Source organism: Pseudomonas sp. Mb7, from assembly GCF_054790525.1.
Window position 1 is genome coordinate 2,380,867 of sequence record NZ_CP186501.1, and the last position, 12,079, is coordinate 2,392,945.

Annotated in this window: 14 protein-coding genes; 3 read left to right on the forward strand and 11 right to left on the reverse strand. The window is 58.5% G+C overall.

Annotation, left to right across the window (positions count from 1 at the left end; all coding sequences use genetic code 11):
* Positions 1-39: 39 nt before the first annotated feature.
* The 9 genes from ACOYXH_RS10900 to ACOYXH_RS10940 form a co-directional block, all read right to left on the reverse strand.
* The gene (locus ACOYXH_RS10900; protein WP_095048858.1) at positions 40-1,344 is read right to left on the reverse strand and encodes a hypothetical protein; all 1,305 of its coding nucleotides are present in this window, start codon (positions 1,342-1,344) and stop codon (positions 40-42) included.
* Between the two features lie 45 nt (positions 1,345-1,389).
* A complete protein-coding gene (locus ACOYXH_RS10905) occupies positions 1,390-2,136 on the reverse strand; it encodes a hypothetical protein (protein ID WP_095048859.1) in 747 nt (248 codons plus the stop codon).
* A gap of 44 nt (positions 2,137-2,180) precedes the next feature.
* Positions 2,181-2,861: a C39 family peptidase gene (locus ACOYXH_RS10910; protein WP_095048860.1), complete on the reverse strand. Its 681-nt coding sequence runs from the start codon at positions 2,859-2,861 to the stop codon at positions 2,181-2,183.
* A 63-nt stretch (positions 2,862-2,924) separates the two neighbouring features.
* Positions 2,925-3,917, reverse strand: a complete 993-nt coding sequence (locus tag ACOYXH_RS10915) for a heme utilization protein (protein WP_095048861.1) — start codon at positions 3,915-3,917, stop codon at positions 2,925-2,927.
* A 73-nt stretch (positions 3,918-3,990) separates the two neighbouring features.
* The gene (locus ACOYXH_RS10920) at positions 3,991-4,566 is read right to left on the reverse strand and encodes an adhesin (RefSeq protein ID WP_460410679.1); all 576 of its coding nucleotides are present in this window, start codon (positions 4,564-4,566) and stop codon (positions 3,991-3,993) included.
* A 1-nt stretch (position 4,567) separates the two neighbouring features.
* Positions 4,568-5,020, reverse strand: a complete 453-nt coding sequence (locus ACOYXH_RS10925; RefSeq protein ID WP_038361181.1) for a hypothetical protein — start codon at positions 5,018-5,020, stop codon at positions 4,568-4,570.
* Between the two features lie 357 nt (positions 5,021-5,377).
* On the reverse strand, positions 5,378-5,902 hold the full coding sequence (locus tag ACOYXH_RS10930) for an AAA family ATPase (protein WP_095048864.1): 525 nt from the start codon (positions 5,900-5,902) through the stop codon (positions 5,378-5,380).
* The gene (gene pnuC / locus ACOYXH_RS10935; protein ID WP_095048865.1) at positions 5,899-6,462 is read right to left on the reverse strand and encodes a nicotinamide riboside transporter PnuC; all 564 of its coding nucleotides are present in this window, start codon (positions 6,460-6,462) and stop codon (positions 5,899-5,901) included. Before pnuC ends, ACOYXH_RS10930 begins: the two co-directional genes overlap by 4 nt.
* Positions 6,463-6,756: 294 nt before the next feature.
* Positions 6,757-8,391, reverse strand: a complete 1,635-nt coding sequence (locus ACOYXH_RS10940) for a methyl-accepting chemotaxis protein (protein ID WP_095048866.1) — start codon at positions 8,389-8,391, stop codon at positions 6,757-6,759.
* Positions 8,392-8,696: 305 nt separating this feature from the next.
* On the opposite strand from ACOYXH_RS10940, the gene ACOYXH_RS10945 reads away from it, so the two are divergent.
* Both ACOYXH_RS10945 and ACOYXH_RS10950 read left to right on the forward strand, forming a co-directional pair.
* Positions 8,697-9,527, forward strand: coding sequence for an undecaprenyl-diphosphate phosphatase (locus ACOYXH_RS10945; protein WP_095048867.1), 831 nt, complete (start codon positions 8,697-8,699; stop codon positions 9,525-9,527).
* On the forward strand, positions 9,524-9,955 hold the full coding sequence (locus ACOYXH_RS10950) for a DUF1294 domain-containing protein (protein ID WP_460410680.1): 432 nt from the start codon (positions 9,524-9,526) through the stop codon (positions 9,953-9,955). Before ACOYXH_RS10945 ends, ACOYXH_RS10950 begins: the two co-directional genes overlap by 4 nt.
* A gap of 105 nt (positions 9,956-10,060) precedes the next feature.
* On the opposite strand, the gene ACOYXH_RS10955 is transcribed toward ACOYXH_RS10950, so the two are convergent.
* Together ACOYXH_RS10955 and ACOYXH_RS10960 are read right to left on the reverse strand one after the other, a co-directional pair.
* A complete protein-coding gene (locus tag ACOYXH_RS10955; protein WP_095048869.1) occupies positions 10,061-10,420 on the reverse strand; it encodes an MmcQ/YjbR family DNA-binding protein in 360 nt (119 codons plus the stop codon).
* The gene (locus ACOYXH_RS10960) at positions 10,417-11,325 is read right to left on the reverse strand and encodes a LysR substrate-binding domain-containing protein (RefSeq protein ID WP_099759424.1); all 909 of its coding nucleotides are present in this window, start codon (positions 11,323-11,325) and stop codon (positions 10,417-10,419) included. Before ACOYXH_RS10960 ends, ACOYXH_RS10955 begins: the two co-directional genes overlap by 4 nt.
* A gap of 128 nt (positions 11,326-11,453) precedes the next feature.
* On the opposite strand from ACOYXH_RS10960, the gene ACOYXH_RS10965 reads away from it, so the two are divergent.
* Positions 11,454-12,065 carry an FMN-dependent NADH-azoreductase gene (locus ACOYXH_RS10965; RefSeq protein ID WP_095048870.1) on the forward strand — a complete coding sequence of 204 codons (612 nt, stop codon included), beginning with the start codon at positions 11,454-11,456 and terminating at the stop codon, positions 12,063-12,065.
* Positions 12,066-12,079: the final 14 nt, after the last annotated feature.

Consider the following 12,079-nt stretch of genomic DNA (forward strand, 5'->3'; position numbering starts at 1 on the left):
CCTGTAGGAGCTGCCGCAGGCTGCGATCTTTGCGTTTGCTTAAAAGTAGTACGGGAATTTCAGGCTGAAGGAAAAGTCCGGGGCATCATCCGTCATGCCGATGGACAGGTTGGGTACGATGGTCAGGTTGTCAGTGGCAGCAATGGTCATGCCGACGTTGAAGTAACCGGCGTTGGCGTCGCTGGACACCACCGATTCCCAATCTCCGCCATCCTGTTTCAGCTTGCTCTTGCGTTGCACCAGATCAGACACCGAGAACGACATACTCATCTTTTCGTTCAGCGCAAAGGCAATACCGGCGCCGATCTGGAAGCTGTCGCCGATCTTTACCTTGCCCGGGTTTTTCTGGTTGACCGTAGAGCTGATGTCGTCAAACGACTCCTCCAGGTTGTGGGTGTAGGACAAGCTGCCGAACAGCACCGCCGGGTCGAACGTCTTGACCAGCGAGATGCCCGGCGTGATCGACCAGACGCCGTTGCCGGTGGGCAGGGTGTCAGGTACAAACAGATTGGAGTTGGCATCGGTCTGGCGAAGTTTGATGCCGAACGGATCCTTGCCCGTTGGCGCCTTGACCCGCAGGGTGACCACCGCGTCCGGTGTATTGACCGACTCGTCGAGGAACTTGTAAGCAATGCCGAAGTTGACGTCGCCAATGGTTGGATCCTTGGTGACGGTTTCTTCTGTGGTGACTCCCGCCGCGCCCTCATTGCCGCCGCCCGACTGATAAGTCGATTCGCGATACACCACGGGCACGTTCAGGTCGAACTGCCAGCGATTATCGAAGTTGTAGCGGCCCGTCAGGTCGAGAGTCCAGGTGTCGGCCTTGATCCGGTCGAGGTTGATGTTGCCGAGAAAAATCGAATCCAGCGCGAGGAAGCCGTTGAGAATCAACTGGCGCGTGTCATAGCGCGAATAGGTGATGCCGGTTTCGACGCTGAACTTGCCGCCGCCGAAGAAGCCACTGGCCTCGTCGTACAGGTTGGAAACGCTCTGCGCCGGTTGCGAATCGTCCGCCAGCGATTGCCCGTAAGAAGCGCCACTGCCCCCGGCGGCGCCTCCTGATGCGGCTGCCGCACCGGTACCGGTGGCGACGCGGTTGCCTTTCATGTCCGATGGTGATTTGGCCAAACGTTTTGGCGGTGGGGCGGCGGGTTGCTCTTCAACCTGGCGGACTCGTTGTTCGAGGACCGCCAGGGCCTTTTGTTGTACTTCGTATCTTTGCTTCAGCTCCAGAAGCTCTTGTTTCAGGGTTTCTACATCGGCGTCCGGTGCCGCTTGCAGCATCGCGGCCGGGAGAAGAGTGCTCAAACACACTGCGGCACGCAGTGATACTGATCGATACATGAATAAGCCGTCCCTTTAAGCCCAATGATCGAGACTCAGCGTAGTTCAATATCCAATAGTGCGTAGTGCCCTGAGTTGACTCAGGTTGCAATCCAGTGCGCCGGCACTCATGCCGTTATTGTTCAATACGACGTTGAGTTGAGTCATGTTATTGACCACGTTGGCACTGCCCAGCAGACGGGTATTCTGCAGCAAGCCACCTTGGGCGACTTGTTGCAGGGCTGTGCCCTGATTGCCGGCGGCTTGAATGGCCATCTGTACGCCGCCACCGTTGGCCGAAACGGCCACGCTGCCCGCGGCATTGCTGCCGCCAATGGTTTGTCCGGCCATCAGTGCCTGCCCTTGAGTGGGCACCAGCGCGGGGGCCTGATTGGCTTCCGAAACGTTGATGGCTACATTGTTGTAGGCGGTATTGCTGTCGCCAGCGGCACGCACGCTCTGCGTCACGCCCTGGCTGCTGTTGAGGCCGGCGCCACCAGTGATCGTGCCGGTACCCGCAGGAAGGGGGCTGCCGTTGCCGTGCTCCTTGATCGTTTGCACATAAAATTCGGGTCTAACCGTTGCTGCCTGAAGTTGCATCGAGGTGGCTGCCCCGATCAAATCTCCGCTGGCATTGCGCCAGGTACTGCTCATGACAATGCCGAAGCTGATAATCCGCCCCGGCATGACATAACGACCACGCAGCTCGGCGAGCTCCTGGTCCTTGATCTCTATGGGTTTGAATCCTGCATTGGCGTAGCCCGATGCGCTCGCTGCCAGGCAGGCGGCGGCCAGCCAGTATGAGGTTTTCATCTGCTGCTCCCGGGACATCCAGTCCCATTTTCTATAATCGGCGATTAAAAGAAGTCGCTCTGAATGAACCCAAAATCCATCAATTCAGCATCTTTGACCGGGTTGAAACCGTCGAGCTTGTTCTTGGCCGTCAATGGCACCGGAGGGCTGCGCAAGGCGTTGGCCTTGTCATATCCGGGACCGACGATGGCGAAGACAATGCCGTTCCAGCCTTTGACAAAGTCATCATGTTTGTAGCGTTTATGGCCGAGAACCGGGTCTCCGATGTAAACCCAATCCTTGTCCGAACGCTGCAACACGACGAAATGCTTGTAGCCGCGAATTTCCATCAGTACCACCACCGGGATCGTTACCGCTTCGAGCTTTTCCGGTGGAATCTTGTAACCCCTGGCGCGCATGCCGATGCTTTCTATGTAGCGCTTCATGTCGAGCATGGAAAACCCTTGAGTACGAACAAGGTCCTGGTCAGCGTTGACCAGCATGCCTTTGATGATGTGCTCCTCATCGACGTCGAGCCAATAGGCTTGGCGTAATACCGTGGCCAGTGCAGCAGCGCCGCAGCTGAAATCGGTTTTCTGTTCGACGATGTCGGCAAACTTGCGCTCACGGATGCTCTGCACGTTTTTGTAGACGAGCGTGCCACCCGGCAGGGCAGCGACGGGCATCTGACCGGCCTGAGTCAGGCCACAGACGAAAAGCAGAGCGAGGAGAGCAGGCTTACGCATGATCGATACGCCTTTGCGGACTGAGGAAAAGCCCCGTTTCCGGGGCTTTCGTTTCGATCGCAGTTACAGGCAGGCTCTGCAGCCAGCAGCGATGGACAGCGAGTTGCTTTGTTGGTTGCCCACACCCGCCGAGACGTTGGCTCCGCCGTTGCCGGAGAAGTTGTTCATCGAGTTGGTCATGTTGGCGTTGTTGACCACTGGCGCTTTCCAGCCGTCTTTGGTCATGACTTGCTGAGTGGTTACGCCAGCGAGGCCAAAGGTACCCACGGCTTCGAACTTGGCTTTCTGGTCATCGTTGCCACCGTGACCGCCGCCACGATTGCCCCAACCGCCGTGATCATTATCGTCTTCGATGGTTGCAGTGCCTTTTGCCTTGAACACGCCGGCAGCGGCATAAGTGCCGGTGAGGGTGTCGGTTTTGTAGGTCTGCACGCCTTTGTTTTCTACAACCAGGCCAGTGGAAGACTGGTTGGCAGAAGCAGCAGCCTGAGCTACGCGGCCACCGGATACGGCGATCGCCAGGTTGTTTTTCTGCTGGTTGAAGTTGCCGGCAGTGACGTTGATACCGATGTTGCCGGAACCATTGTTGCCTGCGTTGTTGAGCGTAGCGTTATTGAAGGTGGACGAGTTTTTCACATAGTTGTTGGTGTTGACTTGAGTGGCACTCGAAGCAGCAACAGCGTTACCGAAGATGAAGCTTTCGTCAGCGGTGGCCAGCGCAGCAGCGTTGTCCTGCTGGTTGCCGTCGCCGGCTGCAACGTTGGCGCCCATGTTGCCGTTGGAACCGTTGAGCGAATCACTGGCATTAGCGTTGTTCAGAGTGCCCTGGTTTTTCACCACGTTGCCGTCGCTGTCTTGCACGTCAAGCACAGCGGCACCGGCGCCTGCGGTGATTTGCAGCAGTTGTTCCAGGGTTGGGCCTTTAGGCTGGTTATTACCATGCCCGTTGCCGTGCCCATTACCATGATCGTCATCACGACCGCCTGCCTGTGCTGCGATTGCCATCACTGCTGCAAGTGCGAAAACCAGTGGTTTGAGAGCCATTGTAGGTTTCATGGTGTTTCTCCATCGTGCTTATTAGTTGGTTAAGTGTTGGTACTTTCTAATTGCACTGCTTTTGTTGTTTGGGTCAGTCAGCGACCCGGATGCTCAGGGTGTTAGCCATTCGGTTCCCCACCCCGGCACTCTGGTTCACCTGGATGACCCCGCGGCTGCCGGTGAAGGCCTGATCACTTGTCGTGACCTGGCGACTGCCGGGTGAGGTCCCAGTTGCTCCTGAGCTTGGTAAAAGCGCCACGTTCTGTTGTGAAAGGGCACTGTCGTCAACGCTCTGCGGGGCAGCACTGATGCTGACGCGCGTGACGTTGGCCATCTGGTTGTTGGCGCCGGCGCCCTGGTTCACACCGAGGATCCCGTTGCCATTACTGAAAGAGGTGCCGCCAATGGATGCGCTGGCGTCGATGGAGCGCGAGGCCGGTGTGTCGATTTTCTGCATGACGCTGGTACTGGCGTGGGATTCGGTGCCGATTGCCACTGCCTTGACGTTGGTCTGCTGCATTTGATCGCCAGCCGCCTGGTTGACGTTGAAGTTGCCGCGATAATGGACGCCGGAGTCTTGAATATTGGCGTTGTTCACTGAAACGGGATCAGCAGCCATGACTGTGGTGCAACCGAGCAGGGTGAGCAGAAGGAGTGAACGATTCATCTCATTGGCCTCCGGCCATGCGGGTCAGGGGGGCAAGGCCGGAACTCATGGCGCGGTTGATCGTGCCGGAAATCGCACCACCGGAACCGCCACCGTGTCCTGCGCTCATGCCGGGCATGCCGTTGGGATTGGTGACGGTATTGAGGCCTGGCAGGTTGCTGCCGGCCTGGACATTGTTGACGGTGCGGAACGCGCTGCCGCTGGCGACACCGGCGAAGTCGCCATCGCTCAATTCGGTGCTGTTCATGGTGGAGTTGATGCGCGCGGACGGGTTGGCATTGACGGTGGTCGGGTAGGGGTCTTTGCCACCATTGCGACCGATAGGAATAGGCTGAACATCGCGGTTGAGGACGATGACGCCGTTGCCTTCCGCCTGCACGTTGAAGCTGATCAGCGTACTGGCTGCTGATCCGATCAGCAGAAGGCAGGTCAAACCTTTTTGGATATTCCCCACGGCTGCAATTCCTTCTTCAGTGGGCTGGCCCGAGTCAGCGTTGTGAAGGAGAGAGCGAAAGCTGTGCCGCTTTTTAAAAGTTTTTTAATTTCAATGAGTTGGCAAATAAACACGCGCAGCTGAAACACGAGCTGTTTCAGCGTTGAAACACCCACGGCCGCGCCGAGCTGTCTATTGGCTGAGCAAAGCTCTGGAACAAGGGTTTGCGACGATGTGTTTCAACCACGTAACAACTCGGATGACAAAGCCATGAACAGCGCTGAAACGGGCACTCTGCACGTCAACGAGTGTTTCAGAATCGGACACTTTGTCCCCAAAACAGGGGAAAGTGCCGGGGAAGGTGACCCGTTGACCGGGTCATTCGACCAGTAATTGCTCGACGGCGGCAAAGGCCTGCACTTGGCGCTCGGCCCAATTGCCCTGGATGACCTGAAAGTGCTGGTGGTGGTTTTCCAGCCAGTTCTGCGTGGCTTGGTAAAACGCCAGACGCTCGTCCAGATCCGGTTGGCAGCGCTGACCGTCATCGGTCCAGTCGATCTGTTCCGGGGACAAAAGAAGGTGCAGGTCGTAATGCCGTGCCAACAGCTCGGTTTCCAGCCAGTCCGGACAGTCAGCAAACAGCGTCTGGCTCCACAGCATGTTGCTCAGCAGATGGGTGTCGAGAATCAGCAGTGACGGCTGTTGCGCCCGAGCCTCATCCTCCCATTGCAACTGGCCCCGAGCGATATCAGGGATGTCGGCTAGGCATGTATCGCGGGGATTGAGTTCGATAAACCGACGCACGTATTCATCCACCCGCAAGCCGCCAAAGCGTTGTTGCAGGCCCGCCGCCAGCCAGCTCTTGCCAGTGGATTCGGGGCCGGTCAGGACCACAACCTTCATGGGCGCAACGCCGGGTCGGCGCGCCATTCGCGATAGCCTTGCACCGCCAGCAGGGTGAATAGCCCGTACAGCGCAGCGGTCAGGTACAGCCCTTTGTAGATGAACAACCCGACAAAAATCACATCGAGTACGAACCATAGCGCCCAGCATTGCAGGCGTTTCTGTGCCATCCACAGTTGCGCCACCAGGCTGAAACCGGTCAGCGCCGCATCCAGCCACGGTTGCGCGGCGTCGGTCCAATGCGCCATGGCCGCGCCGAGCAAGACACTGCCGACCGCGCCAACGCTGAGGCCGAGCAACAGAGTGCGGCGATCGAGGCGAGTGACCTCGCGGCCGTCATGCATCGTCCCGGCGCGGGTCCATTGCCACCAGCCATAGACTTGCAGCGCGGCGTAAATCACTTGCAGCAACATGTCCGAGTACAGCTTCACTTCAAAGAAGATCCAGCTATAGAGCAACACCATGACCAGACCGATCGGCCAGCACCACGGATTCTGTTTGACCGTCAGCCACACGGCGATCACCCCGAGGGCGGCGGCAAACAGTTCAAGCCCGGACATGGGGGTTCCTTGGGGGAGTGAAAGAAGGGGGCGGATTGTACTGCATTGGGCTAGGTACTGATGATCGCTGTAGATCAAAAGCCCCTCACCCTAACCCTCCCGAAACGTCGGACCGCCCGTAGGGAGAGGGGACTGAGCGAGTTGGATGTTCGAGATACGCCGACCTGATCTTTCTGCGTTGAATCCATAATCGACTCGATTTTTCAGGTCGACGTATAGCTTGAGACACCTCGGTCGGCCCCCTCTCCTTGGGGAGAGGGCTGGGGTGAGGGGGGCTCACCACAGTTACACGGGTCAGACGCGGAACTGGCGCAGGAGGGCGTTGAGTTGTTCGCTCAACTGGCCAAGTTTCAGGCTGGCCGCACTCGATTGTTCGGCAGCGATCGCCGTGCTGTGCGAGAGGCCGGCCGCCTGAGTGACGTTCTGATTAATGTCCTCGACCACATGCGCCTGCTGCAACGTGGCGCTGGCAATCGACGCGTTCAGGCCATTGAGATTACGCAGTGCCTGGCCAATGGCATTCAGGCTCGCACCGGCCAACCCGGCTTGTTCGATGGTCAGTTGCGACGCCTTGCTGCTGTCGCCGATCACTTTCACAGCGGCTTCGGAATGGTTCTGCAGGCGCTCGATCATCGACTGGATTTCCGCCGTCGACTTCTGCGTACGTTGCGCCAACAAGCGTACTTCATCCGCCACCACGGCAAACCCGCGACCTTGCTCCCCGGCCCGCGCCGCTTCAATCGCGGCATTAAGCGCGAGCAGGTTGGTCTGTTCGGCAATCGAACGGATCACCTCCAATACGCTGCCGATCTGCGTGCTTTCGGCAGCCAGGGTGCGAATCACTTCCACCGCTTGATCAATGGTGCCGGACAGCTTGTCTATCTGCTGCAAGCTGCCGTCGATATTGATCTGGCCCTGTTGCGCCTGCGCTTCGGCATCGCGCATTTCGGCGGCGGCGTGCTCGGCGTTCTTTGCCACGTCCTGCACGCCATAGGTCACTTCGTTGATCGCCGTGGCCACCAGTTCCATCTGCTGCGATTGCTGCTGGCTGCGTTGCTGAGCCTGCGAGGCGTCGTTGCCCAGTTCGCTGGACGACTGGCCCAAGGCGCTGGCCGACACCTGCAAATCACCGATCACCCGGCGCAGCTTGGCGGTGAAGGCGTTGAAGTGATGCGCCAGTTCAGTGACTTCATCTTTGCCATGGGTATCGAGGCTGCGGGTCAGGTCGCTTTCACCGCTGGCAATGTTGGCCATGGCGTTCACGGTTTCCTGCAATGGGCGGACGATGCTGCGCGCGATGAGGATCACCAACAGCGCCATGATCACGGCGATCACCAGGCCGATGACCGTAGCCTTGATCACTTGGCCCTGGAATTCCGCCTGAACGTCGTCGACGTAAACCCCGGAGCCGAGCACCCAGCCCCACGGTTCGAAAAGTTTGACGTAGGACGTCTTGGCCACCGGCTCACTGGCGCCCGGTTTTGGCCAGCGGTAGTCGACCATGCCCGCGCCTTTCGATCGGGCGATGGCGACCATTTCGTTGAACACCGCAAAGCCGTCCGGGTCACGGATCGCCGAGAGGTTCTGGCCTTCGAGTTTCGGGTTGGTCGGGTGCATGACCATCACGGGCGTGAGGTCGTTGATCCAGAAGTAATCGCTCTGGTCGTAACGCAGGCCGCGAATTGCCGTCAGCGCCTGTTTCTGTGCAGCCTCTTTGCTCAGGGTGCCGGCGGTTTCGAGGTCGTGGTAATAGGTCAGCAGGCCGCTGGCGGTCTGCACGACGTGCTGGGTTTTCTGGGCTTTGGCATGGTAGAGATCGTCGTGGATCTGCTTGAGCATCAACACGCCCAAGGTCAGCAACATGACCACCGCCACAATCAAGATGAGCCACAAGCGTCGGCTGATCGACACACTGCGCAAGCTGTTCATAACGCTGTCACTCCGGATTCTTTTTCTTGTAATAAACGACCGCCAGCATCCAACCACGATTTCGTGAGCGGGCATACGCGACCCAAGTCGTATAACGCGGCAGCGCTAATAAGGCTTGTCTGTTAGGATTTCGGCCCCGCGCGTGAAAACCTGAATCCAAATTGATATTTCACGGAATTTTGACCGTTTCGTGTGGATCCTGTGTGTGCGGAATCGGTACAGCCATAAACAGCTACGCTGATCGCAGTGAACGCTAGAAAAATACTATCGGGGCATGCCGGCGCGCATCGCTCTTTGGGGGATTGATGGATCTTTGGACGGCCTTGCAGGCACTGATTCTAGGAGTTGTAGAAGGGCTGACGGAGTTTTTGCCCATTTCCAGTACCGGACACCAGATCATTGTTGCCGACTTGCTCGATTTCGGCGGCGAACGGGCCATGGCGTTCAATATCATCATCCAGCTCGGCGCGATCCTCGCGGTGGTCTGGGAGTTTCGACGCAAGATTTTCGATGTGGTCATCGGTTTGCCGACGCAGCCCAGCGCCCGTCGTTTCACCGCCAACCTGCTGATCGCATTTCTGCCCGCTGTGGTGCTGGGCGTGATCTTTGCCGACCTGATCCACGAATACCTGTTCAACCCGATTACCGTTGCGACCGCGTTGGTGGTGGGCGGCATCATCATGTTGTGGGCGGAAAAGCGTCAGCATGAAGTGCACGCCGAAACGGTCGACGAGATCACCTGGAAAGATGCCCTGAAAGTCGGCTTCGCCCAGTGTCTGGCGATGATTCCCGGCACTTCGCGTTCCGGCTCGACGATCATTGGCGGCTTGCTGTTCGGCCTGTCGCGCAAGACCGCTACCGAGTTTTCCTTCTTCCTTGCGATGCCGACCATGGTCGGTGCGGCGGTTTACTCGGGCTACAAGTACCGTGACTTGTTTGTGCCGGCGGACTTCCCGGTGTTCGCCATCGGTTTCGTCACCGCATTCATCTTCGCCATGATCGCCGTGCGCGGTTTGCTCAAGTTCATCGCCAGCCACAGCTATGCAGCATTTGCCTGGTATCGGATCGTATTTGGTCTAGTCATTCTGGCGACGTGGCAGTTTGGCTGGATTGATTGGGCGGCGGCCAAGCCATGAGTGATTCCCGCGCACGCCGGCCCGAAGGGCGACCTTCGGGCGGCAACAACATCCAGCATCTGAAGCTGAAACTGCTGGTTCTGCTGATCGTCTGCGCGTTGCCGCTGTTCGGCTCGGTGTCGATGTGGTTGCGCGGGATTTCGTTGGTGCCGCTGACGGCTTACGGTGTTGTGAGTGTGTTGGCGTTCTTCATGTACTGGGCAGACAAGCGCAAGGCGCGCGCCGATGCCTGGCGCACACCGGAGAATATCCTCCATGCTCTGGAACTGGCGGGCGGCTGGCCGGGCGCATTGATCGCCCAGCAGGTGTTCCGGCACAAGACGCGCAAGGTGTCGTTTCAGATTCTATTCTGGGTGATTGTGCTGCTGCACCAGGTGTTCTGGATCGATCAGTTGTTTCTTGGCTCGAACCTGCTGGCGCTGTTCTGAATACAATGTAGGAGTGAGCCTGCTCGCGATAGCGGAGTGTCAGCCAAAGAAATTCCAACTGACACTCCGCTATCGCGAGCAGGCTCACTCCTACAGGGATCGGGTTTACAGCAACAAACCGATTTGGGTTTTCTTCGGCAACTTGCTCACCACCAACTGATGCGAGCGCTGCAACAACCCGCACAATTCCTCGGCACCTAGCGGGTAGGGCGGATGCATGATGATCCACTGCGCCCGCGCCAGATACGGCGCCGGGTGAATGCCCGGGCGGTCGCAATGGCCAAGAAACAAATCCTTGTCGACCTTGAACGCCAGGGAATCCCCACGCAGCCCCTGCAAGGCAAACATCTTGTTGCCGGCAATCGAAAACACTCGCACGCCGCCCCATTTGTAATCTTCCCGAGCGCCCGGCAATGCCAGGCAGAACGCGGCCACGTCGGCTTCGCTCATCTTTCCCTTGCTCATAACAACCGCTCCCCACAGGCATTGAACGACTCGACCAGATGATCGATCCACGCGCGCACCGCCGGCATCACCCCGCGCCGATGCGGATACACCGCTTGCAGCCAGCCGCCGGGCAGCGACCACTCTGGCAGCATCTGCACCAGCGTGCCGTTTTCCAGCTCCGCTTCGCAATACATCATCGGCAACAGAGTAAAACCCTGACCGGCAAGGACGCAGGCCTTGCGCACGACAAAATCATCGATGCCCAGGCGAGCCTCCATGTTCAGTTCGAAACTGTGGCCCTGCTGATCGAGCAGGCGCACATGCACCATACGATCGGCCTCCAGCGCACCCAGTACGGGCAGATGCTTCAGGTCTTGCGGATGGTTGATCGACTTGCCCTGTAAAAACGCCGGGCTGGCCACCACGACCATCTGCGCCTGACGCAGGCGTCGGGTCACCAGCAGCGGATCCTCGTCACCATGCTCACGCACGCGCAACGCGACATCAAAGCCTTCACCGACCAGATCGACCCGGCGATTGAGCAGTACGACTTCCAGTTGCACCTGGGGGAATTTGCCGAGGAAATCGCTGATCACCCACGGCAACATTTCCCGGGCCAGACCTGTAGGGCAGGAAACGCGCAGTCGCCCGCGCGGCTCGCTGGACATGCTCGCCACCGCCTCATCGGCCATTTCTGCTTCGAGAAGCATCGCCTGACAGTGGCGCAAGTAACGTTCGCCAACCGCGGTGAGATTGAGTTGTCGGGTGGTGCGTTGCAGCAAACGCGCGCCAAGGCGTTCTTCCAGTTCGGCAATGCGCCGCGATAACCGTGATTTGGGAATCCCGAGCAATCGCCCAGCCGCAGCAAAACCGCCGGCCTCGACGACTTTGGCGAAATAGTAGAGATCGTTGAGGTCTTGCATCAGGGACATCCGACTGTTCTATCAGTGGGACAAACTATCGCATTTCAGGCGGCTAATCATCCATTGGTTTCTTGCGTAGGATTGTCTCCATTCCGTCGCCACCGGCGATTCCTTCCAGGAGATTCCACATGAAACTGCTGCATATCGATTCGAGCATTCTGGGCGACAACTCGGCTTCCCGTCAGTTGAGCAGCGAAGTCGTCAAAGCCTGGCAAGTTGCCGAGCCAAGCGCCGTGGTGACCTACCGCGACCTGGCCGCCGACGCCATCAGCCACTTCTCGTCGACCACCCTGGTCGCCGCTGGCACCACCGCTGAGCTGCGTAACGCCGCACAACAGCACGAAGCCGAACTGAGTGCTTCGACCCTGGCCGAGTTCATCGCCGCCGACGCGGTTGTGATCGCGGCTCCGATGTACAACTTCACCGTACCGACCCAACTCAAGGCGTGGATCGACCGCGTTGCAGTCGCCGGTCAAACCTTCCGTTACACCGAAGCCGGCCCTGAAGGTCTGTGCGGTGGCAAGAAAGTGGTGATCGTATCGACTTCCGGCGGCATTCATGCCGGTCAGGCCAGCGGCATCGCTCACGAAGAATATCTGAAGCTGGTATTGGGCTTCCTCGGCATCACCGACATCGAAATCGTCCGCGCCGAAGGCCTGGCGTATGGCGACGAAGTGCGTAACAACGCCATGACCGCTGCACAAGCGAAGATCAGCGAGCAACTGTTCGCCGCCGCGTAAGGCTTGCGTAAAGA

Excerpts from the sequence above, each read along its gene's own strand:
- ACOYXH_RS10930 (WP_095048864.1), bottom strand. The coding sequence starts at position 5,902 with ATGAAGGTTGTGGTCCTGACCGGCCCCGAATCCACTGGCAAGAGCTGG.
- ACOYXH_RS10955 (WP_095048869.1), bottom strand. The coding sequence starts at position 10,420 with ATGAGCAAGGGAAAGATGAGCGAAGCCGACGTGGCCGCGTTCTGCCTG.
- ACOYXH_RS10905 (WP_095048859.1), bottom strand. The coding sequence starts at position 2,136 with ATGAAAACCTCATACTGGCTGGCCGCCGCCTGCCTGGCAGCGAGCGCA.
- ACOYXH_RS10960 (WP_099759424.1), bottom strand. The coding sequence starts at position 11,325 with ATGCAAGACCTCAACGATCTCTACTATTTCGCCAAAGTCGTCGAGGCC.
- ACOYXH_RS10920 (WP_460410679.1), bottom strand. The coding sequence starts at position 4,566 with ATGAATCGTTCACTCCTTCTGCTCACCCTGCTCGGTTGCACCACAGTC.
- ACOYXH_RS10945 (WP_095048867.1), top strand. The coding sequence starts at position 8,697 with ATGGATCTTTGGACGGCCTTGCAGGCACTGATTCTAGGAGTTGTAGAA.
- ACOYXH_RS10915 (WP_095048861.1), bottom strand. The coding sequence starts at position 3,917 with ATGAAACCTACAATGGCTCTCAAACCACTGGTTTTCGCACTTGCAGCA.
- ACOYXH_RS10950 (WP_460410680.1), top strand. The coding sequence starts at position 9,524 with ATGAGTGATTCCCGCGCACGCCGGCCCGAAGGGCGACCTTCGGGCGGC.
- ACOYXH_RS10900 (WP_095048858.1), bottom strand. The coding sequence starts at position 1,344 with ATGTATCGATCAGTATCACTGCGTGCCGCAGTGTGTTTGAGCACTCTT.
- pnuC (WP_095048865.1), bottom strand. The coding sequence starts at position 6,462 with ATGTCCGGGCTTGAACTGTTTGCCGCCGCCCTCGGGGTGATCGCCGTG.
- ACOYXH_RS10940 (WP_095048866.1), bottom strand. The coding sequence starts at position 8,391 with ATGAACAGCTTGCGCAGTGTGTCGATCAGCCGACGCTTGTGGCTCATC.
- ACOYXH_RS10965 (WP_095048870.1), top strand. The coding sequence starts at position 11,454 with ATGAAACTGCTGCATATCGATTCGAGCATTCTGGGCGACAACTCGGCT.
- ACOYXH_RS10910 (WP_095048860.1), bottom strand. The coding sequence starts at position 2,861 with ATGCGTAAGCCTGCTCTCCTCGCTCTGCTTTTCGTCTGTGGCCTGACT.